Source organism: Bradyrhizobium sp. 2TAF36 (assembly GCF_052114925.1).
GTDB classification, from domain to species: domain Bacteria; phylum Pseudomonadota; class Alphaproteobacteria; order Rhizobiales; family Xanthobacteraceae; genus Bradyrhizobium; species Bradyrhizobium barranii.
This window is the reverse complement of sequence record NZ_JBFRFR010000009.1, coordinates 61478-86676: the sequence shown is the minus strand read 5'-3', so window position 1 is coordinate 86676 and position 25199 is coordinate 61478. Positions and strand designations below refer to the sequence as shown.

Here is a 25199-nt window from a genome sequence, read left to right as displayed (position 1 = left end):
GCAGATAGGGCGTCAGCAGCGGCCCTGTTTCCACAGGCCGGGCGGGCAGCCCCTGCCGCGCCAGCCGACCTTGCGCCCGTGATGCCATCCGGGAGGAGTGGCATGGCGATGTCCATGGTATCCGCCATGATGGCCGTGACCATGGCCATGACCATGTCCGTGGCCGCCCCTGGCGAATGCGGCGTTTGGCATGGTGAAGCCGGCCGCGATGATCAGTGTTGCGGCGAGCGCAAGTTTCTTCATCCGAAATCTCTCCTGTTAGGCACGCATCTGTCCGTTCGACGAACGAACATCGATCGCGGTGTCGCGTGCAAATGCGGAGGAGTCGTGACGCTCAGGATTCGGCGACAGCGTCGGCCCAGGGCTGGAAGATCTCGACCGCGCCCGAATTCGTATCGCCCTCGCGCATCACCACGCTGGGGCAGGCGAACTTCTGCGGCACGGCCTGCACTTGCGTCTCTTCATAATCGAAGCGTGCGGCAAGTGTCTTGCGTACGTCCGCCGGCAGTCTGATGTCGCCGATCACGACCGCGCCTTCGCTGGCGTCGATCCGCGGCTGGTGGATGGCTGTATCGAGGTCCATGCCGAAATCCATCGCAAAGGACACGAGCTGCATCACCGACGGCAGGATGCGGCGGCCGCCGGAGGCGCCGACCGCGAGACGCTTGCCGTCCTTCGTTTCGGCGATGACGGGCGTGTAGTTGCAGAGGCAGCGCTTGCCTGGTGCGAGCGAGTTGGTGGTGCCCGGCGTCGGGTCGAACCACATGATGCCGTTGTTCATGGCGATGCCGGTGTGCGGCGTCACGTATTTCGAGCCGAAGGATGAGAGCAGGGTCTGTGTGACCGCTGCGATATTGCCGTGGCAGTCGACCACGGAGAAATGCGTTGTGCAGGCGGGCGCCAGATATTCGGCGCCGAGCGAGCGCTTGCCGTCGGCATCGCCCATGTCCTTGAGCCGCTCGCGGAAGGCCGCTTGCAAGGCGAGCGCATATTCGCTGTAGGTGGTCGCGTCGGGTGCGCTTCCCGGCTTCAGACTCTGCTGCAACAGCCGCAGCGCATGCGCCATTGTCGGTCCGGCCGTGAGCTCCGGCGTCGCATACACCTTGCCGTCGCGATAGGGGATCGCCAGCGGCTCGCGCAGATGGGCGCGAAACGCGGCGAGATCCTCCACCGACAGCGAGCCGCCGTCGGCCTTGATGTCGGATGCGATGCTTTTGGCGAGGTCGCCCTGGTAGAAATCGCGCGGACCGGCAGCGGCGAGGTGTGACAACGTCGCCTTCAACGTGGCCAGTGGCAGCCGCGTCTCGGACTTGATGCCCCACGGCGCGCTCGGCGGCAGGCCATCCTTCAGGAACGCGGCCGCGCTCGCGGGATAGCGCCTGAGATCGGCTGCCGATGCCGCGATCGTCAGCGTGGTCCACCAATCGACCAGCAGGCCTTCGCCGGCGAGCGCGGCAGCCGGTGCGACCAGGTCTTTCCACGGCATCTTGGCGTAGCGGCGATGCGCCTCCTCCATGCCGGCGACGACGCCGGGCACGGCGACCGAGCCGGGGCCGTGGATGTTGCGATCGTCCTTGACCCGCGGCCACGGAAACAGATCGGAGGCCGCGCCTTCGCCGCTGAGCGGGTAGTCGGTGGTGCGCAGGCTCTGTGGCGCGCACATGCCGTAGTCGATCACCTCGGTGCGATTTTCCTTGGCACGGTACAACACCATCGCGCCGCCGCCGCCGATGCCGCTGTTCCAGGGCTCCAGCACGTTCAGCGCAAAGGTGGTCGCGACGATCGCGTCCACGCAGTCGCCCCCTGCCGCCAGCACTTGCGCGCCCACTTCGGCCGCCCGCCGCGATTGCGAAGCGACAATGCCGCCCTTGGATGTGACGGCGGGTTTGCGGACGGCTTGGGCGAGGCTGAACTGATGAGGCATGATGTCGTCTTGATCTCTGGATTCGGTTGTTCTGGCTTCACGCGGAAGCTGCAGCATTGGCGGGGCGCGCGAAGGATGGCACATTGCCGCCAACGAGAAAATCCAAAGGGAGAAGCGGCATGGCAGGTGTGAAACAGGCGCGGGATGGCGCGGTTGGGATCTTGACGCTCGACGAGCCGGCGAGTCTGAACGCGATGACGCCGGACCTGCTCGGCGCGCTCGCTGCCGCCGTCGCCGAGATGACTGGGGATGAGGGCATTCGCGCACTGATCCTCACCGGCGCGGGGCGCGGATTTTGCTCAGGACAGAATTTGAAGGCATCGGAAGCGCTGGGCGAGGACATCGCCGCCGGCGTGATGCGGTTCTACTGGCCGGCGTTCAAGGCGTTGCGCGAATGCCGCGTGCCTGTCGTGGTCGCCGTCAACGGCGTCGCGGCCGGCGGCGGCTTCAGCCTTGCGATGGCCGGCGACATGATTGTTGCGGCGCGGTCGGCGAGCTTCATCCAGGTGTTCAGCCGGATCGCCCTGGTGCCTGACCTCGGTTCGACCTGGCTGCTGCCGCGGCTGGTCGGCCGGCAGCGCGCGCTCGAGCTGATGTTGCTGAACGAGCCCCTGACGGCCGAACGCGCGCAGGAGATCGGCTTGGTGCGGCAGGTCGTCGACGATGCGAAGCTGATGGACGAGGCGCTGGCCCTGGCGCGCCGTCTGGCGGACGGCCCGACGCGCGCTTTGGTCGCAACGCGTGCGCTTGTCGAGGAGAGCGAGCATGCGGCTTACGAGGCGCAGTTCCGCCGCGAGATCGAGGTTCAGGCCACGATCCGCAAGAGCGCCGACGCCATCGAAGGCCGCACCGCCTTCGTCGAGAAGCGCAAGGCGAAGTTTACGGGGAAGTGAAGTGACCTGTGCTCGCTGGTCGTCATGGCCGGGCCTGTCCCGGCCATCCACGTTCTTTCGTGGTGGCCAAGACGTGGATGCCCGGGACGAGCCCGGGCATGACGAGAGATCGTTAGCAGGAAAAGAGCCGCGGCGCTCAGAGCCTGCGATCCAGCCGGCTGGCCCGATATTTGGCGTGCCATTTCGGGCCAGGCCCGCGCATGTAGTGCAGCTCGGGGCGGTAGGGGTTGCCTGCGATCCGCACCAGCTTCTGCCACTTGGTGGCGACGAGGTTGAGGGGCTGGCAGAGCAGGGTTAATGAAGCGAACAGCACGACATCACCTCAATGCGGCTTGCCGAGCATGGCGGTGAAGGGAAGGTCGAAGATCTCCTCGCCGTCGGAGCCGCTGACATGGATCACCCAGTCGCGCCAGTCTTCGGCACCCGGGGTGTAGATCATCGAGTGCATGATCTGGGCCGCACGGTCACGCGCCTCGGTCAGGCTGGCCACCGCGGTGCCGCTGCGATCGATCAGCGTGCCTTCGGTGTTGGAGCAGTGAAAATAGACCTGGACCATATGCGTCTCCTGTCGGGAGCGACTGGGATGGCAAATCGATACCACCCGAGGCCTTTGCGAAACATTCGGGGCGAGCCCGGTAAGGGAATCTACGGAGATTGGTCGCTGCGAAGGCCCGAGCGGGTTTGATCACAGGGGGGTGATGATCAACTGGACGGCGTTCCCATGGCATGGAACAACTTTGGACCGAAAGTCCGGGGGACCGCCGTGAACCAGCTCACATTCTGGCATGAACGCCGAAGCCTGCTTGCGGCGATCGTCGCCGGAGCGCTGTTCGGTCTTGCCCCGGGAGCCTCCTCCGAGCCGGTGAGGAAAAGCGGCTACGCGATCGGCACGGAAACCTGTGGCAGCGGCGATCTCGCCTTTCCCAGAATCCAGATCGACATGAAGGCGGGATTCTGCGCCGGCCTCGTCGCCAGCGAAGAGGATCGCCTGAAATTTCCGCGCTCGATCATGCAGGTGCCGGGCCGTGACCTGTTCGTGGTCGCCGACATGGGCGGCTGGGGCCACACCGATGGACGGCTGCTGCTGCTCGATCCCCGCGCGCCCCAGGGGCAGCGGTTCAAGGAGTTGCTGACCGCCATCGAATATCCGTTCGGCCTCGTCATTGGCCCGGACAAGAAGTTGTACGCCTCGACCGCGGAGACGATCTTCCGGTTCGATCCGCTCGCCGACAATCCCCGCAGCACGGTCGAGACCATCATCCGGCACATGCCCGGCCGCCGGATCACATTGCCCGACGGCACCAGGCTCGACGAGAGCGCGCATCCGCTCAAGCAGTTCGTCTTTGACAGGAACGGGCGGCTGTTCGTCAATGTCGGCTCGCACAGCGACGACTGCATCACGCCGGCGCCGATCACAAGGCCATGCGCGGCGGCCGAGGGCGCGTCCGCGATGGCCTCGATCTGGCTGTTCACACCGCCCGCGGGCGGCACCTTCCCGGCGCTGAAGCCGGCCGATCCCGACCCGCCGCACACCGTCTACGCGCGCGGCCTGCGCAATTCGATGGCGCTGGCGCTGCATCCGAATTTTCCCGATGCCGGCTACGCCTTCCTGCAAGGCGAGAACGGGCGCGACCTGCCCAACATCTTCAAGCCGAACGAGGAGATCAACGCGATCGAGCAGGGCAGGCACTATGGCTGGCCCTATTGCTACGACCTGTCGACGCCGAGCCCCGAATTCAAGCTCGTGCTGCAATCCGGGGTCTACAAATCGCTCTGCACGGCCAATGCGCTCTACAAGGCGCCGTTCTCGCTGATGCCGCCGCACGGCGCGCCGCTCGCGATGCTCTATTATCACGGCGCGAAATTCCCGGAACTGGAAGGCAAGCTGCTGGTCGGCCTGCACGGCTATCGCCCGACCGGCAGCCGCGTCCTCGTCTATGACGTCGACGACCATGGCTTCCCGAAGCCCGCCCCGGCGCCGGTGCGTTACCACGTCAGTTGCGCGGCAGATCCGACCCACAGCTTTCAGACCGACGCCGGCGACGTCGCCGCCGCGCCGTTCGACGAGCTGATCGCAGGCTGGCACCGCGTCAACGGCGCGCGGCCGCAAGGAGCGCCCGTCGGCATGACGGTCGCGGAGGACGGCGCAATCTGGCTGGTCGAGGACAAGAACCAGACGGTAATCCGCATCGATCGCGCTGCTGGCGATCCGCCGCCGTTGCCTTGCGACATGCGCAGCCAGGCGCTGATCGATCAGCTTGCCGCCTTCGTCGCAAAAGACGCGCAGAACAGCATCCGGCTCACCACGCTGCGTAAGGGGCTCGTCGAAAAGCACTGCGTCGGCTGCCATTCGGATTTCGGCCTGAAGGCAGGGCAATCGGATGCGGAAAAGGACGCGACGGTGCTACGCTTCATGCTGTCGCAGGACGGCTGGATCTATCCGGGCGATCCAGGCTCCGGCAAGCTGCGCACGCGGCTGCGCGGTATCGGCGCCGAAAAGCTGATGCCGCCGGGCGGCGAAAGCCTGCCCAGGACCGAACCTGGCTACACGCGCGTGCTCGATACCGCGGACCTGCTGGTTGCGAAAATGGTTCCGGGCACGCGGATGCAGATCAAGTCCGGCCCGCCGCAGCGCAAGTTCTTTGGCAAGACCAATAAGGAATGCGGCGAAATACCGGCCGCCAAGGTCGTTGTCGTGACACAAAGGAGCGCTGTAGACAAACCCGGCTTCAGCCGATTCTTCCGGCCTGCCGATCCCTATCTGAATGGCGAGTGCAGCGACGACGATGGCTATTACATTCGGCAGGAATTTCTGGTGCCTGTGCAGTAGCCTCCTTCTCGTCATCGCGGCATCGCCGGCCCATGCTGAAACAAAGCTGTTCGAAAGCGTGCAGGTGACGCCGTCGGGCGAATACACCTTCGGCATCGAAGGGCCGGCGGCCGATCTCGACGGCAATCTCTTCGTGGTCAACTTTGGCAAGCCCGGCACCATCGGCAAGCTGCCGGTGGGCGGCGCGGCTTCGGAGCAGTTTACGGCACTGCCCGCGGGCAGCGTCGGCAACGCCATCCGCTTTGCGCGTGACGGCACCATGTTCATTGCCGACTACAAGAAGCACAACATCTTCGCTGTCCCGAAGGGCGCGAGCGAGCCCGTCGTCTGGTTTCATTCCGACGAGATGAACCAGCCCAACGACATCACGGTCGCGCGCGACGGCACGATCTATGCGAGCGATCCGAACTGGAAGGGCAGGGAAGGCCACATCTGGCGCATCGCCAAATCTGCGGACGGCACGGTGCAGGGGCAGGTGATGCCCGCGCCGCGCGCGATGGGCACCACCAACGGCATCGACCTCAGCCCTGACGGCAAGACGCTCTATGTCGGGGAATCCAGCAGCGGCGAAATCTGGTCCTACACCGTCCGCGGTAACGAGCTCACYGGCGCAAAACTCGTCAAAGCCTTCCAGCCCGACACCGTCGACGGCCTGCGCACCGACGTCGCCGGCCGTCTCTATGTCGCGCGCATCCTCAAGGGCACCATCGCGCTGATGAAGCCCAATGGTGCTGTCGAGCGGGAGATTGCGCTGAAGGGCAAGGAGCCGACCAATCTCGCCTTCGGCGGCAGCGACGGCAAGACCGTCTTCGTCACCCAGCGTCAGGGCGGCTTCGTCGAGTCCTTCCGCACCGACCAGCAGGGCCGCGAGCACTGCCTCCAGCGCGGGCGCTGCTAGAGCATCACGGGCGGTCTGCCTCCGGCGCAGAGCAGCACCAAAGCGGCGGCATTCTTCTTGCTTGCATCTGGCCGCCGCAGGCATTTAGACATCTGTGGGCACCGTCAACGCGACCACGGAGTGTTTGAGTGAAAGCCGTCCATACCGAACTGCATCGCAGCCACGATCCGCAATTCTTCCTGGTTCGCGGTGTCGTCAAGCGCACCACAGAGCAGCCCGAGCGCGCCGATCGCCTGCTCAAGGGGTTGAAGGACGGCAAGCATCAACTGGTCGAACCGACGACATTCGGACAGGGGCCGCGTGCGCGGATTCACAGCCCGGAATATCTGTCGTTCCTCAGCGAAGCCTGGGACGCCTGGACCGCGCTCGGCGATTCCGGCCCGGAGATGATCGGCAACATCCATCCCGTGCGCCATGCCGCGACCTATCCGACCCACATCGTCGGCAAGCTTGGCTGGCACACCGCCGATACCGCGGCGCCGATCGGTCCCGGCACCTGGGCCGCGGCCTGCGCTGCCACCGATGTTGCGGTCACGGCAGCGCAGATGGTGATGGACGGCGAGGATGCGACCTATGCACTCTGCCGTCCGCCCGGCCATCACGCCTACCGCGACATGGCCGGCGGCTTCTGTTTCCTCAATAACAGCGCGATCGCCGCGGCGCATCTGCGTCTGAAGCACGAGCGCGTCGTGATCCTGGACGTCGACGTCCACCACGGCAACGGTACGCAAGGAATCTTCTACGCACGCCCTGACGTCTACACGGTGTCGATCCACGCCGACCCCATCGCGTACTATCCTTATGTGTGGGGCTACGCGCATGAGCGCGGCGAAGGACCCGGCCTCGGCGCCAATCTCAACGTCCCCCTGGCCATCGGCACCGGCGACGACGGCTACATCCAGGCGATGGATGTCGCGCGCAGGGCGATCGAATCCTTTGCCCCCGGCGCCCTCGTCATCGCACTCGGCTTAGATGCCTCCGAGCATGATCCACTGAAGGGCCTCGCCGTCACCACGCCGGGCTTCCGCCGCATCGGCCAGGCGATCGCGAAGATGGGCCTGCCGACCGTGTTCGTGCAGGAGGGCGGCTATCTCTCGGATATTCTGGGCGCGAACCTGACCTCGGTGCTGGCGGGATTCGAAGAGGCGCGGTGAGCTTCACCTCTCCCCGCGTAGGTCGTCATGCCCGGGCTTGTCCCGGGCATCCACGTTCTTTGCGCCGAGGGGTGAGACGTGGATGGCCGGGACAAGCCCGGCCATGACGCTGAGGGTGCTTCAACGCCCAAAGCGCTGGCGCTGGAGAGGCGAACCTCAGTCCTTGAAAAGGATCTGCTCCAGCAGGTCGATCCGCCTGATCTGGATGGTGCTGCCGTCGATGGCGATGATGCGGCGGTTCTGGAAACGCTTCAGCATCATCGTCACCCATTGCCGGGTCGAGCCCACCATGGCCGCGATCTGGTCATGGGTGATCTTGCGGTTGATGATGATGGTGTCGCCGTCGGCCGTGCCGTGCAACTCCGACAGCGTGAGCAGGAACTGCGCCAGCCGCTCGATCACCGAGCGCGTGCCGAGGATCTGCGCCATCGAGGAGTAGCATTTGCCCTTGGCGATGAGGCCGTCGATCAGCGCCAGCGCGAAGCTCGGCATGCCGGTCAACAGCTTCTCGAGCGCCGGCCCGGAGAGTGTCGTGATCTCGCAGGCCTCGATGGCGATGCCCGACCACATGTGAATGCCACCGCCGGATATCTCGGGGCCTCCGATGAAATGTCCCGGCGTCCAATAGGCGAGCGTGATCTCGCGTCCCGACGGCGCGGTGTAATAGACCCGCACCTGTCCGCGGCGGATGATGAAGATGCCGTCGTGGCCATCGCCCTGGCTGAATACCATTTCGCCCTGCGGCACCGAGATGATGCGGCCGGCCGCGTGCACGCGCGCCTGCTCCGACGCGGACAAACGGTCGAGGAAATGCGCGCCGGCATTCAGCCCGTCGATCGTCTCGCTCATGAACAGCGCCGAGCTTGCGGGCCTTGCACGTGTGCTGCGGACCCGCCGCGTCTTCTTGTGGTCGATCCAGTCGAACGGAACGCCTGCATGAGGCCGGTCGGCGAAAGCGGCAGGCTCGATCGCGGCAGCTTCCTTGAGTATGGTCATCGCAATCCGTCAGCTCTCCAGGGGGCTGCGAATAGGTAAGTGCGGCGATGGTGCGATGTCCATCTCTTTGCGATCGTTCCAAATCACTTAGCAAAGCTTGATACGCGCGGCGATCGGCAGTGGAATGATTCCTCTGTCCATGGCTCCGTCCTGAGAAAATCCTTTGCGTCGTTGCGCGACGGAATCATGGCGCGAACGTCCTGCGACAGCGATGCAAGTAATTGCTTCAAGCGTTGCGCCGCGCCTTCGATAGTGCCGGCCAGCGTTGTCGCCGGCACGCGCCCGGCCTCCCGAGGACAGTTCGATGATCGAATTCAGCTCTTTGAGATTCAGTGTGGCCATTGTGGCCATCACCGTTGCGATGTTCGCGCCGGCCCAGGCGGAGACGATCCGTGTGGCGGTCGGGACGCAGGACACGACGATCAATTGCGCGACCGGCGGACTGCTCATCCGCGAGCTCAAGCTGCTTGAGAAATTTTTGCCCCATGATGGCAAGTACAAGGATGTCACCTACGACATCCAGTGGAAGAATTTTACGAGCGGCGCGCCGCTCACCAACGAGATGGTCGCAGGCAAGCTCGATTTCGGCGCGATGGCTGACTTTCCGGGCTCGCTGAACGGCGTGGCGTTCCAGAAGGCCGGACGCCGCAGCCTCTTCATCAGCGTGCTGTCCGGCAGCACCAAGGGCAGCGGCAACGGCATCGTGGTGCCGTCGAGCTCGCCGGTGCAATCGCTCGATGAGCTCAAAGGCAAGACCATCTCGGTTCCCTTCGCCTCGACCTCGCACGGCATGCTGCTCCGCGCGATCGAGGCCAAGGGCTGGAATCCCGAGACCGACGTCAACATCATCACGCAGGCGCCGGAGGTTGCGGGGCCGGCCTTGCAGGCAGGCAAGGTCGAGGCGCATGCCGACTTCGTTCCGTTCGCCGAACTGTTTCCGTGGCGCGGCTTCGCGCGCAAGATCTTTGACGGCGCGCAGGCCAATGCCCCGACATTCCACGGTGGGTTGGTCGACGCGGAATACGCCGAGAAATATCCCGAGATCGTCGTCGCCTATCTGCGCGCAGCGCTGGAAGCGGATCGCCTGATCGCTGAAGAGCCGGAGAAGTACAGCGAGCTGATCGCGAAGGTGACCGGCATCGAGGCGGAGGTCGATTACCTCTTTCACGGACCGCTCGGTCTCCAGACCCGCGATGTGACCTGGAAGCCGGAGTACCGCCAGGCGGTCGCAACCTCGATCAAGACGCTGAAGCTGCTCAAGCGCGCGGACAGCGATCTCGATATCAACCAGTTCGTCACCGACAAGTTCATCCGTATCGCGGCGGCGCAGGCGGGGCGCGATTACGACTCCGAACTGAAGAACTATGCGCAGCTTCCGCTTCGCGCCAAGGACGCTGCGACGGGCGCCGAGATCAACGACTACAGCCGCGTCGCGCAGATCTGGGTCAAGGACGAGGCTCATGTACGCCACTATGCCTCGCCCGAGAACGCGCTGAAGGCGCTCGCCGGCCTCGAGAAGGACGGCAAGACCATCCGCGTCGTCTACGCTCAGGATCGCGAGAGCGGCATCAAGCTGTTCGCAAACCAGGCCTGGTTCGTGCGGTCATCCAAGGGCGAGCTGAGCGCGTTCCTGCTCAAGCAGGCGGCCGAGGGCTGGTCGAAGAAGAACGGTGGCGCGGTGCTCGACTTCGCGGCCGCGCGCGAGTCCCTCGTCGCGAGCCGGTGAGGCGATGGCCACCGCTATCAAGGCGCGGCCTGCGGGCATCCGCTGGATGGTCCGCGGCCTTTCGATCCTGGCCTGCATTGCCCTTTGGCAGGTCGCTTCGACCACGCATCTCAATCTGGGGATCGTGACCTTCCGCAACGTGCCGCCGCCGGTCGAGGTCGTTCAATCCGCGCTCGCCCTGTTTCGTTCGCCGAAATTGACGGCACATATCACCAGTAGCCTCTGGCGGGTGTTCGCGGGCTACGGGGCGGCGGTCGTGATCGGCGTGATCCTTGGTTTTGCCATCGGCCGGTCACGCGCCGCGAGCGATCTTTTGCTGCCGCCGCTGGAATTGCTGCGGCCGATACCGGCGGTGGCATGGATACCGCTGTCGATCCTGATCTTTCCGTCGTCCGAACTCTCGATGATCTACATCACCTTCATCGGTGCCTTGTTTCCGATCGTGCTGAACACCGTCCACGGTGTCGCGAATGTCGACCGCCGGCTGGTTGCCTCCGCCCGCAGCCTCGGCGCGGGGGAGTTGGCGATCCTGAGGGAGGTCGTGCTGCCGGACGCCGCGCCCAGCATCGTCACCGGGCTTGCAATCGGCATGGGCACCTCGTGGTTCTGCCTCGTCACCGCGGAGATGATCTCAGGCCAGTTCGGCATCGGCTATTACACCTGGGAAGCCTACACGCTCCAGAACTACGCCGACATCATCGTCGGCATGCTGATCATCGGTCTGCTCGGCATGGGATCCAGCTGGCTGCTGACGACGGCCGGGCGGCTTCTGATGCCCTGGCGGAGCCCGAAGGTGGCGCGATGAACATTCGGGTCGCGGATATCGGCACGAAGAGCGTCGGTCGGATCGACTTCGCCGATGTCTCGATCTCGCTCGGAGCGGGCGGTGATGCATTCGAAGCGGTCAGCGGTCTCGATGTCGCGATTGCGCCGGGCGAGCTCGTCTGCGTCCTCGGTCCCTCCGGCTGCGGCAAATCCACGCTGCTCGGCGCGCTGGCCGGGCATTTGCCGATCACGGCTGGACGTCTCACGGTCGACGGCCAGCAGGTCCAGAGTCCGAGCCCGGACCGGGGCATGGTGTTTCAGCAGCACACGCTGTTTCCCTGGAAGCGGGTGCGTGACAATGTCGCCTTCGGCCCGAAGATGCGGGGTCTCGCGAGGAGGGAGCGCGACCGCGCCGCCGACGCGATCCTGAAGCTGGTCGGCCTTTCCGGCTTCGAGGCGTTCTATCCGACGCAATTGTCGGGCGGTATGCAGCAGCGCGTGGAAATTGCGAGGGTCCTGATCAACCAGCCGCGGGTGCTGCTGATGGACGAGCCCTTCAGCGCGCTCGACGCGCAGACGCGCGGCATGATGCAGGAGGTCCTGCTCGACATCTGGAGCAAGATCCCGACCACAACCGTCTTCGTCACCCACGACATCGACGAGGCATTGTTCCTCGCCGATCGTATCGTCGTGATGAGCGCAAGACCCGGCCGGGTGATCGAGGATGTCGTGCTGCCTTTCGCGCGGCCACGCAGCCACGATCTCGTGACCGAACCCGAGTTCGTACGCCTGAAGCGTCATGTCATGCAGCTTTTGCGACGGCCGGAGGGCAGCGAGCCGTTGGCACGGCTCAGTCCGCTCGGCGTGACGTCCTAGAACATCCCGCTCGCCGCGAGCGCCTTGCGGACGTGCTGCATCTCGGCCTCGTCGGCGACCATGTCGAGCATGATCGTGGTCAGGCCCTTCGCCGCAAAATCCTTCAGCTTTGCGCCGATCTCGATGTAGTTGCCGACGAGATAGGGGCAGTCGGCCTGGAAGGTGAGGTACGGCAGCAGCCAGTAGCCATTGTCAGCGAGCTCGCCGCTCTGGCCTTCATACAGCCGCCGCTTCCACACGGAATCGCTGTTCTCCACGGTGAGCGCGAGCAGCTCGCGGTCATCGGCATTGTCACGGAAACGCGCCGTTRCCGCCTGCCGTGCCTCGTCGCGTCCCTCGCGGGCGAAGATGCCAAAGTTCATTCCGGGCGCATCGAGGCCGCGATCGAGATCGGGCGGCAGCATCTGCATCTTGATGCAGCCGGTCTCCTTCGCCACGCGCTGCGCGGCCTCCGACTGGCCCGCGACCAGGAATTCCGGCATCAGCTCCGCCGGCAGGCGCGGGCGAAGTTGCAGATTGCTCGCGCGGTAGAACCGGCCCTCGAAATTCACCGGGCGAGGGCTTTCCAGCAATTGGCGCATCAGCGCGACGAATTCGCCGAGCCGGACGTAGCGGTCGGCATGCGACTGCTCGTCGCCCAGCCCCTGCAAATCGCTGACCGCGGTCCCCGTGATCATGTTGAGATAGACCTTGCGGCCGTGGAGCTGCGCAAAGGACGAGACGAATTTTGCCGCGGTGAACGGGTGCATGTAGACCGGATTGACCGCGATCAGCGGCGAGCTTCGCGCGGTCTCACCCATGATGTGTTGGGCCATCGCCCAGGGCTCGACGAACACGTCGTTGCCTTCGAACAGCAGGATGCCTTCGAAGCCGTTACGGTCGGCGAACTGTGCCACCCGCATCAGCTCGCCGACATATTTCTTGGGATCGCGGTTGCGCGAGATCGCGGGAAAGACGCGCAGCCGCGGGGGCGTCATTCAGCCGCTTCCTGGAACGGCCAGGAATTGCGGGTGATGGGAAGGCCGCCGTCCGCGCGGGAGCCGTCGGCGATCGCGAGGCGATGCGAGGGCGACGGCGAGCACAGCGAGAAGCGCCATGCATGCGGATCGTCGGCGATATCGGGCTTGAAGCTGATCTCGATGGCCTCCCGGGACACCTGCATCGCGAAAGCGTCGAGCGGCAGATTGAGCCCAAACCCCCTTGCCTTCAGATAGGCCTCCTTGAGCGTCCAATAGTCGAAAAAGCGCTCGATCGCGGCGGGCTCCGGCAGTCCGCGCAACGTTTCGACCTCCTCCGGCGCAAAGAAGCGAAGCGCAGTGGACAGGGGCGCGACACGCCGTGACACGGTTTCGACGTCGACGCCGACGGTCTCATGCCCGGACACGACGCAGGCAACGCAGCCATCGGCATGGGACAGGCTGAAATGCAGCGCGGTCGAGGTCGCGGGCGCCGCGACAAACGGCCGCCCGTAGCGACCGGCCCCGAAGGACCAATCGGTGGGTGCGACGTCCGGCGCGGCCTGCGACAGCGCCAGGCGCAGCATCGCGTGCGCGAAGATATACTGCCGCCGATGCCGCTCGAACATGAAGCGATCGGCGCGGATCCGTTCGTCGACCGAGAGCAGGCGCCGGCACGCATCGACTGCGCCCGGAGCGTCAATGGTCTCGATCAGTCCGACAAACAGTTCAATTCTGTCGTCTGCCATCAATAAGGCCCATGGCGTCAGGCGGAGGCCAAGTCTCCGGCCCTGACGGAAGAATCAACTGAGCAAGAATCAACTGAGCGGACCGCTTCTAACGGTCCACCCGGGCAATTTCTTGTCGATTTGCAGGCCGGTTTACAGGCGCAAGCTTGTGCGAGACCCCAACTCGACAAGCGAGCGGCCCATATCCGGAAAATGAAGCCTGAGGATTCGTGCGGCGTCCCGGCCGACGATCCTTACTTCTTCTTCTTCTTGGCTTTCTTCGCTCCGCCCAGCATCGAAAGGCTGGCGTCGACATCCTTGAGCGCGGACTGGAGCTTCTTCTTCTCGGCGCCCAGCAGCTTTTGCAGGGCCTTGCGGTCCTTGTCGCTCAACGAGGTACCCTTGGTAAATTTGATGAAACCCATAACATACTCCCCCGGTTGAAAATAATCGTCCAAATCAAATCGAGGGAATAATCTTGCGCGCTGGCGCCAAATAATCAAGATGCAACTTGGTCATTCACAGCTTTGGCGAGTGAACCTGTGTTCTCCCGTCCCGTACAGCCGGTCATGCCGCCCTGCGAGCGAGTAATCGGCCGAGCGGCGTGTTGGGGTGGGCGACGGCCGCATCCAGCAGCGCGACGAGATTCGCCATCCACTCACGGACCCTGCGGCCATCAAGCAGCTCGCCCTTGTAATTGCATGAGCCGGTTATTCCGGTGGGGCGCTCCTTGAGCATCAGCGACAGCCAGGTCTGGTCGATCGGCAGCACCGGCTGGCCTTCGCGCGCGACGTTGCCGATCGATTCGATCGTGACGTCAGCCAGATCGAGCGGCTGGCGCAGCGGATTTTGCAGGGTGAAATAGACCTGCAGCAGCGAGGCCGGTTCGATCCCCTCCTGCTCCAGATGGTCGGCAAGGATGTTGAACGGCAGCTCCTGGCGCGCATGCGCGTCGAGCACGCTCTGGCGTACCCGGGCCAGGGCTTGCGCGAACGACAGCTCCGGCGTGATTCGGGTACGGACGATCACCGTGTTCTCGAACGGACCGACGACCCGGTCGGTATCCGGCTGGGCGCGATTGGCCATGGCGGTGGCGACCGAAATGTCGCTGCGGCCGCTCTGCGCCAGCAACAGGGCTTTCAGGCCGGTGAGAAGGCACATGAACAGCGTGCTGTTATGCCGGCCGGCGAACGCCGTGAGCCGGCCGATCAGCTCGCGCTCGAGGCTGACGGGGTGATGCCCGGTGGACGCGCCGGGGCTTGCTTCGCCGTCGAAGACGGGGGCCGCGCCGCGCAGATTCTCCGTCCAGTCGGCGGCCTGGCGGCGGGCGGCGTCGGTGCCGCACCACCAGCGCTGCCAGCGGGCGACGTCCGAAAAGGCGAGCGGCAATTTCGGCAGCGGCACGGACGGACGTCCGGCCAGCGCCGCATAGCGGTTGGACAGCTCCTCGAACAGCACGCCGATCGACCAGCCGTCGGCAATGGCATGATGCAGCGTCAGCAGCAGCACATGATCGTCGGCATGGAGCCGCAACAGCCGCGCCCGCAACAGCGGCGGCCGCGCAGTGTCGAACGGGGCGTAGGTCTCCTGCTCGATCAGGAGATCGATCTTCCTGAGTTCGAGGGCTTTGCGCCGCTTGTTGTCGTGGGGACGTCCGTCGCCGATGACCTCGATCGTGAGGGCCGGTCCGAGTTCACCGGGTGTCGCGATGCGGCTGACGGGCTCTTCGCCGCTCCGGCCGAACCCGGTCCGCAGTGATTCGTGGCGGCGCACGATGTCGCCGAACGCCTGCGCGAGGGTGGTCGGATCGAGCGGGCCCTGGAGGCGGAAGGCAAAGGGCAGGTTGAACAGCGGCAGGCCCGGCAGGTTCTGCTCGATCCGCATCATCTGGTCCTGTGCGATCGAGAGCGTTGGGAGCCCGCTTTCAGCAGGCCGCAACATGCCTGTTGCCGGCTTGCGCGGCTTTGCTGCCACGGCCTCGTCAACCCGCCGGGCGAGTTCTTCGATCGTCGGAGCCTCGAAGATGGTCTTGATCGGTAAGGACACGCCGAGCGCACGGGCGACGCGCGCCATCGCCTGGCCCGCCAGCAGCGAATGGCCGCCGAGATCGAAGAAATTATCGGTCACGCCGAGGCTCTCGACCTTCAGCAGGTCGACCCAGATGTCCGAGAGCACTTTTTCGGTGAAGTGCCGCGCCGGCACGGCGGCGTCCGGTGGGGAGATGTCCTGCTGCGCGGGCGCCAGCAGCGCCGACCGGTCGATCTTGCCATGGGCATTGAGCGGTATCTGGTCCAGGAACAGGAATGCGGACGGGATGGCATGGCCCGGCAACCGGCTCTTCAGGAAGTCGCGCAGCGCGCTGGCGCTGCTCTGGCTGCCGGCCCTTGCGACGATATGGGCGATCAGCCTGACATCGCCGCTCGCCTCGCGGCGCGGCTCGACGATTCCGGCGCGCACCGCAGGATGGTCGGCAAGCGCGTTCTCGATCTCCTTGAGCTCGATACGGTAGCCCCGGACCTTGACCTGATGGTCGGCGCGGCCGAGGCATTCGATGGTGCCGTCGGCGCGGCGGCGTGCGAGGTCGCCGGTCCGGTACAGCCGCGCGCCTTCCTGGCGCGAGAACGGATCGGGCAGGAAGCGCTGCCGGCTCTGCGCGGGATCGTTGATGTAGCCGCGGCCGACGCCGGCGCCGCCGATGCAAAGCTCTCCGAYCACGCCGACCGGCAGCGGCTGGAGGTTTTGATCGAGCACATGGAGCTGGGTGTTGGGCAGCGGCGCGCCGACCGGGACGTTGCTCGTCGCCGCCGCCGGCGCTTTGGTCAGGCGATGCAGCGAGACGTCGTCGGAACATTCTGATGCGCCATAGGCGTTGATCAGCGACACCTTCGGGCAGCGGGCGAACCAGCTGCGGCAGAGATCGACCGGCAGCGGCTCGCCGGTCGAGATCAGGAGCCTCAATCCCGCAAAGGCGCGCTGGACTTGCGCGTCGTCCATGCGGTCGAGGATCACCCGCAGTAGCGACGGGACGATCTCGAGCACGCTGATCCCTTCACGCTCGATCTCCCGCGCGAGCAGGATCGGGTCCTGCACGATTGCGTTGTCGCAGACATGGACGCGCGCGCCGACCATGGGACCGGCAAGGAACTGCCAGACCGAGATGACAAAGCTCTGCGGCGCAGTCTGGGCGATCACGTCCCTGGCCGTAAGGCCGAGCTCGGAAATGAGCGACGGCAGATGGTTCGACAGCCCGCGCTGCTCGATCATGACGCCCTTCGGCGCGCCGGAGGAGCCGGATGTGTAGATGAGATAGGCGAGGCTCGCGGCCGCGCGCCGCGCCGCGCGGGCCGGCCTGGTCGATCCGGGTGCGATCGCGTCCTCGAGCTCGGCGACATGGATGCGCTCGACCAGCGGCTCGAGCAGCGCCTCGACCATGGCCGACTGGGCGCGCCCGGTCAGCAGCATGCGGGCGCAGCTCGATCCGAGGATGGTCGCAAGCCGCGCCGGCGGCTGGTCGGGATCGAGATTGAGGAAGGCTGCGCCCACGCGCTGCGCGGCGATCATCGCGGCGAGCAGGTCGGGCCCGCGATCTGCAAGCAAGGCGACAACGCTCTCGGCGCCAACACCTTCGCGCGCGAGCCAGCGTGCGGCCGCCTGGCTGCGGCGGGCGAGCTCCCGATAAGTCAGGGAGGTGCGGCCGTCGGAGACGGCGATCGCGTTTGGTGTCTTCTTCGCCTGGCGCTCGAGGCGTTCGCAAAGATTGCCGCGCGTGGTGAAATTGGCCACCACGCCCTGGCCTTTCGCCAGCAACTGCCGGCGTTCGGCCTCCGTCAGGAGCGGCAGGCGCGAGATGCGCTGCTCCGGATTGGTGATCACGGCCTTGAGCAGGGTCTTGAATTGAGCGGCCATGCCTTCGATGGTCGCAGCGTCGAACAGATCGGTGGCGTATTCGAAGAAGCCCGTGAAGCGGCCGTCGGCCTCGACCAGTTCGAGCGTGATGTCGAAGCGCGCGACTTTCGGGTCGACCTCCAGCCGCCGCGTCGACAGGCCGGGGAAACGCGCCGCCTCGATCGAGGCGTTCTGGAGAATGAACATGATCCGGAACAGCGGGTTGCCGTCGCTCCGGCGCGCGATCTGCAGCGCGCGCAGCACTTCCTCGATCGGGAGGTCCTGGTTGCGGTAGGCATCCAGCGTGACCTGCCGCACCCGCCGCAACATTTCGCCAAAACCCGGATCGCCGCCGAAATCGTTGCGCAGGATCAGGGTGTTGGCGAACAGCCCGATCAGTCGCTCGCTCTCGATCTGGTTGCGGTTGGCGATCAGCGATCCCGTCGCGACATCCTCGTGTCCGGTGTGGCGGAACAACAGGCACTGGAAAGCCGCGAGCAGCGTCATGAAAGGCGTGACGCCCTGGTCCTGGCTCAGCGCGCGCAGATCGGCCGACAGTGCCTTGGAGAATTCGAGATAGTGACGGGCGCCGTGACCGCTCCAGACCTCCGGGCGTGGCCGGTCGGTCCGCAGCGGCAGTGTGGTGACACCGTCGAGCTGGGTCCGCCAGTAATCGAGCTGCTCCTTCGCCGCCGGCGTCCGAGCCCAGCTCTGCTGCCATAGCGCAAAGTCGCGATACTGGAAGGCGGGCGAGGGCAACGTCACCGCGCTTGCCTTGCGCGCAGCGGCATAGTGGGCGGCAAGCTCCTCCCAGAACAGCCGTTGCGACCAGCCGTCGGTGACGAGGTGATGGACGTTGACCACCAGCGCGTGGCTGGATTTGTCGAACGACAGCAGGGTGACCTTCAGCGGCGGCTCGCGCGCGAGATCGAACGGATATTGCGCGAGCACGAGCGCCTCGCGCCGGATGATTGCGCCCTGCTTGTCCGCGGCGCAGGGCTTGAGCTTGATCCGCTCGAATCGCGGAGGTGATTGCAGCACCCGCTGCGCCGGCTCGCCCTCGCGTTCGGTGAAGACCGAGCGCAGCGCCTCGTGGCGCGCGCAGATCGAGGCGAGGCTCGCAGAAAGCGCGGCGACGTCGACCAGGCCCTTGAGAACGGCGACTTCGACGACGTTGTAATTGTAGCGGGTCGGATCGAGCCGCGAGAGCACATACATCCGCTGCTGCTGGAACGACAGCGGCGCGTCTGCCGCAGCCGCCTGGCGCCATGCGGGCACCATCGTCTCGCGATGGGTTGTGGCGGTCTCGATCCGGGCCGCAAGCGCTGAGACCGTGGCGCAATCAAAGATATCCTCGAAGGAGAAGTCGACATTGAAGCGTTCGCGCAAGCGCGAGCGCATCTGCGTCGCCGCGAGCGAGTCTGCGCCGAGCGCGAAGACATCCTGGTCGATGCCGACCTGCGGCAGCTCCAACAGACCGGCCCAGATCCCCGCGAGCTGGGTCTCCAGCGCGTTGCGCGGCAATTGCGCTTCGACGCCATGCTCCGCGGTTGCGATCAGATCGGCCAGCGCGTTGCGCTTGACCTTGCCGCTCGCGCCTTTCGGCAGTGCGGCCACGCCGCGGATCAGGCTCGGCACCTTGTAGGCCGCAAGACGTTTGCGCGCGAACTGCCGAAGCTGGTCCGGAGTTGCTTCGGAATTCGGGCGCAGCACCACGACGGCGGCGACGTTTTCGCCGAGCTTCTGGTGCGGGACGGCGAACACGCCGGCCTCCAGCACCGCCGGATGGCTCAGCAGGACCTCTTCGACCTCCAGGGGCGAGATCTTCTGCCCGCCGCGGTTGATGACGTCCTTGATGCGGCCGACGATGAAGAGATAGCCGTCGGCGTCGAGATAGCCGAGGTCGCCGGTCCGGAACCAGCCGTTGCGGAAGGCGGTCCGTGTCGCGGCCTCGTCATTATAATAGCCGCGGCTCATGTTCGGCCCGCGCAGCATGATCTCGCCATGCTCGCCGCTCGCAAGCGTGCGGCCCGCCCCGTCCATGATCGCGATCTCGGGGCCCGCAGCGCGGCCGACCGATCCGACCTTGCGCAGCTCGAACGGATTGGCGGAGATCTGCGAGGCCGCTTCCGTCATGCCGTAGGTCTCGAGCACGGGAACGCCGAACATCGCCTCCAGCCCGTTCAGGATCGCGGGCGCGAGCGAGGATGAGGCCGAGCGGATCACGCGCAGCGACGACGAGCGGGCGCGGTCCGGGTCGGCCTCGGCCGCCGTCAGCAGCGCGCGATGGATGGTCGGCACCGCCGTGTACCAGGTCGGTCGCAGCTCCCGCATCCAGCCGAAGAAGGACAATGCGTCGAAACCGTTGGTGCAGATCACGCTGGAGCCCGCGGCAAGTGCCGTCAGCAGGCCGGAGATCAGACCATGGGCGTGAAACAGCGGCAGGGCATTGAGCAGGCGATCGTGGGCTGCGAGCGACAGCACGCGGCCGGCATTGTATGCGGACAGGCACACATTGCGCTGCGTCAGCGGCACCATTTTCGGCCGCGCCGCCGTGCCCGACGTCAACAGGATGAAGGCGTCATCGTCGCCGCGCGAGGCGCCGCTCGTGCTGGCGGGCCCGACTGCCGGGCCGATGAACGCGCAGCCGCCGAGATTGTCGTTCGGCCCCGGCACGAAATCGATCACCGCGATATCGAGCGCCTTGGCAACGTCACGACTTGGTGAATTCATGTCGGCCCGGGTGACGAGCGCGGTCAGCTTCAATTCGCTGAAATAGCGTTGCAGCTCGTCGGCCGTCAGATCGGGATTGACCGGGACGCAGGCGCCGGCCGAGGCGACCGCGATCAGCGCCAGCGCGCTGTCGGCGCCGCGCGGCAGCGCAACGGCGATCCGGTCGGCAGGCGCAATGCCGAGCCCCCGCAGGGTGCGGACCAGTTGCTGGACCAACTCACCCAGCTTGCCGTAGGTGAGGGCCGGCCGGCCCGGCGCGAGGAGAGCCGGTGCCGACGGCGTCTTGCGCGCATAAAAGTCGAGAAGGCCGCCGATATCGGCAAACGTCCTGGTTTCGGCGCCTGCGCTGTCCGAATCCTCTCCCGCCACGGATGCAATGTGGGACAATGCCATTCCCTTTTGATCTGATTGAGCTATTCTTCCCAAGACTTAGGGAGCGCGTCCAGTCTGAGGTGAAGTTCGGGCCCCAAAATCTGTGGTTGAGGGGCCTAAAGCCCTTCGACGGAGTGAAGGTCGGGCAGAATCACCATGCTGGAGAATGAGCCTGTTACGGGGACTGAAGGCGGGTTGAAGCGCTGGCTCGAAGGCGTCGGTCTTGGACATTACACCGATCTCTTCGCGCAGCACCGCCTCGATCTCGATGTGATGGGGGACCTGACGGAATCCGACCTGGTCGAGCTCGGATTGCCGCTCGGCGATCGCAAGCGGCTTCGGCGCGCGATGTCGGCGCTATTCCAGGCTGAGACCGCAGAGAAGCCCGATGCGGCGGCGCGCCCGCAAGTCCGGGCGGAAGTCGGTGCCGAACGGCGTCAGCTCACCACCATGTTCTGCGACATGGTGGATTCCACCTCGCTGTCGGTGCAGTTCGATCCGGAAGACGTGCGCGACATGATCGCGAGCTTTCGCGAGACCTGCGTCCGGGTGGTGAAGCATTACGAAGGGTTTGCCGCGCGCTTCGTCGGCGACGGTATCCTTGTCTATTTCGGCTATCCGACCGCGCATGAGGACGATGCCGAGCGATCGGTGCGCGCCGGGCTCGAGATCGTGCGGGTGCTGTCGACTGCGCGCGCGATCGAGCCGCGCGGTGCGCTGAGCCACGCCCCCGCCGTCCGCATCGGGATCGCAACCGGCCTCGTCGTGGTCGGCGACCTCGTTGGCCAGGGCACCGAGGAGCGCGATTCCGCGGTCGGAGAAACCGTCAACCTCGCCGCTCGCCTGCAAGGTCTGGCGCCACCCAACGGCGTCGTGATCTCGTCCTCGACACAGTCGCTGCTGAAGGGCAAGTTCGACTACCGCAATCTCGGCGTCCATGCGCTGAAAGGCATCTCGGAGAAGACGCAGGCCTGGCACGTGGTGCGCGCCTCGCGAGCGGAGACCCGCTTCGCCGCTGCCATGGGCGGGCGGTTGACACCGCTCGTCAACCGCGAGGAGGAGATCGCGCTGCTGATGGGACGCTGGCAGCAGGTCAAGGACGGCGACGGCCAGGTCGTGGTGAAGTTCGGCGAGCCCGGCATCGGCAAGTCGCGCATCATCCAGGAGATCTTCGACCGGATCGCGGGCGACCGCCATGGACACGTCTCGTTCCAGTGCTCGCCCTATTACACCTCCACGGCGTTCTATCCATTCTCCGAGCAGCTCAAATTCTCGCTCGGCCTCGACCGCGAGGATCCATCCGCGACCTCGCTGGCGGGTCTGGAGACCGCGATCGCGGCCGCCCATGGCGACATCGAGCAGGTCACGCCGCTGTTTGCCGCGCTGCTGTCGATCCCGACCGGAGACCGCTATCCGCCGCTCGACCTGTCGCCGCAGCAGCAGAAGGATGCGACCGTCGCGGCGCTGGTCAATCATTTCCTCGGCCTTGTGCGCGACATGCCGCTGGTGATCGCGCTTGAGGATCTGCACTGGATCGACCCGACCTCCCGCGAGGTGATCGACCTCCTCGTCGCCCGGGTGCAGAACCAGCCGGTCCTTGTCATCATCACCGCGCGCTCCGAATTCCAGCCGAGCTGGAACGCGCATTCGCACATCACCACGCTGGTGCTGAACCGCCTGAGCCGGCAGCTGCGCACGACGCTGGTCGAGCGCGTCGCGGGCCGCGAGCTTCCCAAGGAGGTGGTCGAGGAGATCATCGTCAAGACCGACGGCGTGCCTCTGTTCCTGGAAGAGCTGACCAAGACCGTTCTCGAATCCAACCTCCTGACCGAGCGGCACGGGCGCTACGTGCTGTCGGGTCCATGGCGGCAGCTCGCGATCCCGGCGACCCTCACCGACTCGCTGATGGCGCGGCTGGACCGGATGGGGCCGTTCAAGCGAATCGCGCAGATCGGCGCCACCATCGGTCGCGAGTTCTCCTACGCGACGCTGCACGCGGTCGCCAACACGCCGGCGGAGCAGATCGAGGCCGCGCTCAATCATCTGGAGGAGGCCGGGTTGATCATGCGCCGCGGCCATCCGCCCGGCGCGCTCTACTCCTTCAAGCACGTGATGATCCAGAACGCCGCGCACGACAGCCTGCTGCACAGCGAGCGGCGCAAGCTGCATTCGCGGATCGCGCAGGTGCTCGCCGAGATGTATCCGGAGAAGACCGAGCGCGAACCGGAGCTGCTGGCCCATCACCTCACCGAATCCGGCCAGAGCGAGGGCGCCGCCAGCTTCTGGCTCAAGGCCGGCAAGCAGGCGGCCAAGAGCGGCGCCAATCTGGAGGCGATCGGGCATTTGCGCCGGGGCTTGAGCGTCGTCCAGGCCAATGCGCGCATGCAGGGCGCCGACGAGATGGAGCTGGAGCTGCGCATCGCGCTCGGCAACGCATTGATTGCCGCCAAGGGCTACGCTGTGCAGGAGGTCGAGGAGAACTACATCCGCGCGCTCGAGCTCGGTCAGCAGCTCGACGACGACGAGAAGGCCTTCGCCGCCACGCGCGGGCTCTGGGTCTGCCATTTCATCCGTGCCGATCTCAGCCGCGCGCACGATCTCAGCGTCGAGCTGTTGAAGTTCGCCAAGCGCGAGCGGCTGAACGAGCGCACCCAGCCGGCACAGCAGACCGGCTATCTGATCGAGGCGCACCGCTCGATCGCGATGACGATGCTCTATCGCGGCCGTTTTGCCGCTTCCCAGCACCATCTGCACCGCTGCATCAACCTCTACAGTCCTGATCTGCACTCCGATCTGATGGAGCGGCACGGCACCGATCCCGGCGTCGTTTCGCTGTCCTATCTCGGCTATCTCCTCTGGTTCCTCGGCCGGCCCGACGCGGCGCGCCAGCACAGCGAGCAGGCGATCGCGAATGCCGAGAAGATCCGCCATCCCTTCACGCTCGCCTTCGCGCTCGTGTTCGGCGCCTATCTGTGCCAGCATTTGCGCGACGTCGAGGGCACGCGCGACCACGCCAACCGCGCCATGATCATCGCCACCGAGCACAATTTCCTGCATTGGAAGCAGCAGGCGGCGATCCTGCGCGGCTGGGCGCTGGCCCAGCTCGGCGACGCCGACGAAGGTCTCAGCCAGATGCGCCTCGGCCTCGACGAATACGAGGCGATGGATTCCTGGCTCGCCGGCTGCTGGTTCCGCTGCCTCCTTGCGGAAGCCTATGCCAAGGTCGGGATGCGCGATGCCGCCTTGCGCGCGCTGGACGGCGCGCTCGCGACCGCGAGACGGACCGGCGATCACTCCTATCTCGCCGAGGTCTATCGCCTGCAGGGCGAGATCACGATGTCGGACGGTGATCCGGCATCGGTGCAGGAGGCGGAGGACCTGTTCGCCCTGTCGCTGGAGACCGCGCGCAAGCAGGGCGCGCTGTCATGGGAGCTTCGGACCGCCGTCAGCCTTGCGCGCCTGTCGCACCAAGCCGGCAAGCGCGAGCACGCAAGCCTCCTGCTTTTGCCGATCGTCGGCAAGTTCAGCGAGGGCTTTTATACCCCGGACCTGAAGCAGGCGATGCAGCTCCTCAGCGAGCTCGGCGGAGACGTGCCCGTCCTTGAACAGGCCGATGCGATGAAATGAGCGATCTTGCCGCCGCGCGTGCGCGCTACGTCGAGTTGATCGCGAAGCGAGAGCGGATCGCCTCGCCACGCCTGCTCGAAGCGCTCGCCGCCATCCCGCGCGAGGATTTTCTGGCGAAGGGACCCTGGCGCATCAAGAGCGAGGCGGCGCGCAGCTACCGGCTGACGCCGGATCCCGATCCCGTTCATCTCTACGACAATGTGCTGGTCGCGATCGATGCGCGCCGCAGGCTCGACACCGGGCTGCCGAGCCTGTGGGCGCACTTCATCGATCTGCTCGACGTCGGGGAGAAGGACCGCGTGGTCCAGATCGGCTGCGGTCTCGGCTATTTTTCGGCGGTGTTGTCGAAGATCGTGGGGCCCAGGGGCAGGGTGCATGCAATCGAATGCGACGGGCGGCTTGCGGCGCGTGCCGCGAACTACCTTCGCCCCTATCGCAATGTCGAGGTCGTGCATGGCGATGGATGTGAGGAGATCGGCGAGCCGGCCGACGTGATCATCGTGCATGCCGGCTTCCCGCACCCGCATCCGCTCTGGCTTCAGTCGCTCCGCCCGCGCGGCCGCCTCCTGGCGCCGCTGACGCAGCGCGACCGCGAGGGCGCCGCCCTCAAGATCACGCGCAAGGGCAGGGGGTTCGAGGCCGAGGCGGTGCAGCAGATCAGGATCTTCCCCGGCCAGGGTCGCGGCGTGACCGCGCTCGACGACCGCGTCGCCGACTGGTGGCAGCGCGCCGCCGCGCTGGCGCCACTGCGTTTTCGCGGCATCGAGCAGGGGCTGCCGTCGGATGGCTAATGCTTCGTTTCGTTTTACCTTGATTCCGTTTGTGAGTTTCCAGCA

At 65.7% G+C, this 25199-nt stretch carries 19 protein-coding genes; 9 read left to right on the top strand and 10 right to left on the bottom strand.

What is annotated here, in order from left to right:
- Window positions 1-12: 12 nt before the first annotated feature.
- Together AB4Z51_RS06710 and AB4Z51_RS06705 are read right to left on the bottom strand one after the other, a co-directional pair.
- Window positions 13-243, bottom strand: coding sequence for a hypothetical protein (locus tag AB4Z51_RS06710; protein WP_041955033.1), 231 nt, complete (start codon window positions 241-243; stop codon window positions 13-15).
- Between the two features lie 91 nt (window positions 244-334).
- Window positions 335-1924: a gamma-glutamyltransferase family protein gene (locus AB4Z51_RS06705; protein ID WP_441497178.1), complete on the bottom strand. Its 1590-nt coding sequence runs from the start codon at window positions 1922-1924 to the stop codon at window positions 335-337.
- Window positions 1925-2043: 119 nt separating this feature from the next.
- On the opposite strand from AB4Z51_RS06705, the gene AB4Z51_RS06700 reads away from it, so the two are divergent.
- The gene (locus AB4Z51_RS06700) at window positions 2044-2817 is read left to right on the top strand and encodes an enoyl-CoA hydratase-related protein (RefSeq protein WP_028149550.1); all 774 of its coding nucleotides are present in this window, start codon (window positions 2044-2046) and stop codon (window positions 2815-2817) included.
- A gap of 136 nt (window positions 2818-2953) precedes the next feature.
- Here the strand turns inward: AB4Z51_RS06700 and AB4Z51_RS06695 are convergent, their stop codons facing one another.
- Together AB4Z51_RS06695 and AB4Z51_RS06690 are read right to left on the bottom strand one after the other, a co-directional pair.
- Entirely contained in the window at window positions 2954-3130 is a 177-nt protein-coding gene (locus tag AB4Z51_RS06695; RefSeq protein ID WP_201266224.1) for a hypothetical protein, read from the bottom strand.
- A 9-nt stretch (window positions 3131-3139) separates the two neighbouring features.
- On the bottom strand, window positions 3140-3373 hold the full coding sequence (locus AB4Z51_RS06690) for a DUF6894 family protein (RefSeq protein WP_014497658.1): 234 nt from the start codon (window positions 3371-3373) through the stop codon (window positions 3140-3142).
- 207 nt (window positions 3374-3580) lie between these two features.
- Between AB4Z51_RS06690 and AB4Z51_RS06685 the strand changes: the two genes are divergently transcribed.
- The 3 genes from AB4Z51_RS06685 (at window position 3581) to AB4Z51_RS06675 (ending at window position 7699) form a co-directional block, all read left to right on the top strand.
- Window positions 3581-5647 (top strand): PQQ-dependent sugar dehydrogenase, encoded by a 2067-nt coding sequence (locus tag AB4Z51_RS06685; protein WP_441497177.1) that lies wholly within the window; start codon window positions 3581-3583, stop codon window positions 5645-5647.
- Window positions 5604-6545, top strand: coding sequence for an SMP-30/gluconolactonase/LRE family protein (locus AB4Z51_RS06680; RefSeq protein ID WP_085403241.1), 942 nt, complete (start codon window positions 5604-5606; stop codon window positions 6543-6545). Before AB4Z51_RS06685 ends, AB4Z51_RS06680 begins: the two co-directional genes overlap by 44 nt.
- A 128-nt stretch (window positions 6546-6673) precedes the next feature.
- Window positions 6674-7699 carry a histone deacetylase family protein gene (locus AB4Z51_RS06675; protein ID WP_085403242.1) on the top strand — a complete coding sequence of 342 codons (1026 nt, stop codon included), beginning with the start codon at window positions 6674-6676 and terminating at the stop codon, window positions 7697-7699.
- 156 nt (window positions 7700-7855) lie between these two features.
- Here AB4Z51_RS06675 and AB4Z51_RS06670 read toward each other — a convergent pair whose 3' ends face one another.
- Window positions 7856-8695 carry a Crp/Fnr family transcriptional regulator gene (locus tag AB4Z51_RS06670; RefSeq protein WP_135215550.1) on the bottom strand — a complete coding sequence of 280 codons (840 nt, stop codon included), beginning with the start codon at window positions 8693-8695 and terminating at the stop codon, window positions 7856-7858.
- 87 nt (window positions 8696-8782) lie between these two features.
- Window positions 8783-9037 carry a hypothetical protein gene (locus tag AB4Z51_RS06665; protein ID WP_094184283.1) on the bottom strand — a complete coding sequence of 85 codons (255 nt, stop codon included), beginning with the start codon at window positions 9035-9037 and terminating at the stop codon, window positions 8783-8785.
- 19 nt (window positions 9038-9056) lie between these two features.
- On the opposite strand from AB4Z51_RS06665, the gene AB4Z51_RS06660 reads away from it, so the two are divergent.
- Genes AB4Z51_RS06660 through AB4Z51_RS06650 form a run of 3 tightly spaced genes read left to right on the top strand, consistent with a single transcriptional unit; the run spans window position 9057 to window position 12062 of the window.
- Window positions 9057-10421 carry an ABC transporter substrate-binding protein gene (locus AB4Z51_RS06660; protein WP_094184296.1) on the top strand — a complete coding sequence of 455 codons (1365 nt, stop codon included), beginning with the start codon at window positions 9057-9059 and terminating at the stop codon, window positions 10419-10421.
- 4 nt (window positions 10422-10425) lie between these two features.
- Window positions 10426-11226, top strand: coding sequence for an ABC transporter permease (locus AB4Z51_RS06655; protein ID WP_085403243.1), 801 nt, complete (start codon window positions 10426-10428; stop codon window positions 11224-11226).
- On the top strand, window positions 11223-12062 hold the full coding sequence (locus tag AB4Z51_RS06650; protein WP_085403244.1) for an ABC transporter ATP-binding protein: 840 nt from the start codon (window positions 11223-11225) through the stop codon (window positions 12060-12062). The genes AB4Z51_RS06655 and AB4Z51_RS06650 overlap by 4 nt, the downstream gene beginning before the upstream one ends.
- Here AB4Z51_RS06650 and AB4Z51_RS06645 read toward each other — a convergent pair.
- The 4 genes from AB4Z51_RS06645 to AB4Z51_RS06630 all read right to left on the bottom strand — a co-directional run bounded on the left by AB4Z51_RS06645 (window position 12059) and on the right by AB4Z51_RS06630 (window position 20757).
- Complete coding sequence (locus AB4Z51_RS06645; protein WP_441497176.1) at window positions 12059-13039, bottom strand: LLM class flavin-dependent oxidoreductase; 981 nt, start codon at window positions 13037-13039, stop codon at window positions 12059-12061. The two genes, AB4Z51_RS06650 and AB4Z51_RS06645, sit on opposite strands and share 4 nt — an antisense overlap.
- Complete coding sequence (locus tag AB4Z51_RS06640) at window positions 13036-13767, bottom strand: 4'-phosphopantetheinyl transferase family protein (protein ID WP_085403246.1); 732 nt, start codon at window positions 13765-13767, stop codon at window positions 13036-13038. The genes AB4Z51_RS06645 and AB4Z51_RS06640 overlap by 4 nt, the downstream gene beginning before the upstream one ends.
- A 233-nt stretch (window positions 13768-14000) precedes the next feature.
- A complete protein-coding gene (locus AB4Z51_RS06635) occupies window positions 14001-14171 on the bottom strand; it encodes a hypothetical protein (protein ID WP_014497648.1) in 171 nt (56 codons plus the stop codon).
- 142 nt (window positions 14172-14313) lie between these two features.
- The gene (locus tag AB4Z51_RS06630; protein WP_441497175.1) at window positions 14314-20757 is read right to left on the bottom strand and encodes an amino acid adenylation domain-containing protein; all 6444 of its coding nucleotides are present in this window, start codon (window positions 20755-20757) and stop codon (window positions 14314-14316) included.
- Between the two features lie 135 nt (window positions 20758-20892).
- Here AB4Z51_RS06630 and AB4Z51_RS06625 point away from each other — a divergent pair, with 135 nt between their 5' ends.
- Both AB4Z51_RS06625 and AB4Z51_RS06620 read left to right on the top strand, forming a co-directional pair.
- The gene (locus tag AB4Z51_RS06625) at window positions 20893-24363 is read left to right on the top strand and encodes an ATP-binding protein (protein WP_441497174.1); all 3471 of its coding nucleotides are present in this window, start codon (window positions 20893-20895) and stop codon (window positions 24361-24363) included.
- Entirely contained in the window at window positions 24360-25154 is a 795-nt protein-coding gene (locus AB4Z51_RS06620) for a protein-L-isoaspartate O-methyltransferase family protein (RefSeq protein ID WP_085403249.1), read from the top strand. Before AB4Z51_RS06625 ends, AB4Z51_RS06620 begins: the two co-directional genes overlap by 4 nt.
- Window positions 25155-25199 lie beyond the last annotated feature (45 nt).

Bases quoted from the DNA above. Each gene is read 5' to 3' on its own strand.
- AB4Z51_RS06710 (WP_041955033.1), bottom strand. From the start codon at position 243: ATGAAGAAACTTGCGCTCGCCGCAACACTGATCATCGCGGCCGGCTTC.
- AB4Z51_RS06705 (WP_441497178.1), bottom strand. From the start codon at position 1,924: ATGCCTCATCAGTTCAGCCTCGCCCAAGCCGTCCGCAAACCCGCCGTC.
- AB4Z51_RS06700 (WP_028149550.1), top strand. From the start codon at position 2,044: ATGGCAGGTGTGAAACAGGCGCGGGATGGCGCGGTTGGGATCTTGACG.
- AB4Z51_RS06690 (WP_014497658.1), bottom strand. From the start codon at position 3,373: ATGGTCCAGGTCTATTTTCACTGCTCCAACACCGAAGGCACGCTGATC.
- AB4Z51_RS06670 (WP_135215550.1), bottom strand. From the start codon at position 8,695: ATGACCATACTCAAGGAAGCTGCCGCGATCGAGCCTGCCGCTTTCGCC.
- AB4Z51_RS06665 (WP_094184283.1), bottom strand. From the start codon at position 9,037: ATGGCCACACTGAATCTCAAAGAGCTGAATTCGATCATCGAACTGTCC.
- AB4Z51_RS06660 (WP_094184296.1), top strand. From the start codon at position 9,057: ATGTTCGCGCCGGCCCAGGCGGAGACGATCCGTGTGGCGGTCGGGACG.
- AB4Z51_RS06655 (WP_085403243.1), top strand. From the start codon at position 10,426: ATGGCCACCGCTATCAAGGCGCGGCCTGCGGGCATCCGCTGGATGGTC.
- AB4Z51_RS06650 (WP_085403244.1), top strand. From the start codon at position 11,223: ATGAACATTCGGGTCGCGGATATCGGCACGAAGAGCGTCGGTCGGATC.
- AB4Z51_RS06640 (WP_085403246.1), bottom strand. From the start codon at position 13,767: ATGGCAGACGACAGAATTGAACTGTTTGTCGGACTGATCGAGACCATT.
- AB4Z51_RS06635 (WP_014497648.1), bottom strand. From the start codon at position 14,171: ATGGGTTTCATCAAATTTACCAAGGGTACCTCGTTGAGCGACAAGGAC.
- AB4Z51_RS06625 (WP_441497174.1), top strand. From the start codon at position 20,893: ATGCTGGAGAATGAGCCTGTTACGGGGACTGAAGGCGGGTTGAAGCGC.
- AB4Z51_RS06620 (WP_085403249.1), top strand. From the start codon at position 24,360: ATGAGCGATCTTGCCGCCGCGCGTGCGCGCTACGTCGAGTTGATCGCG.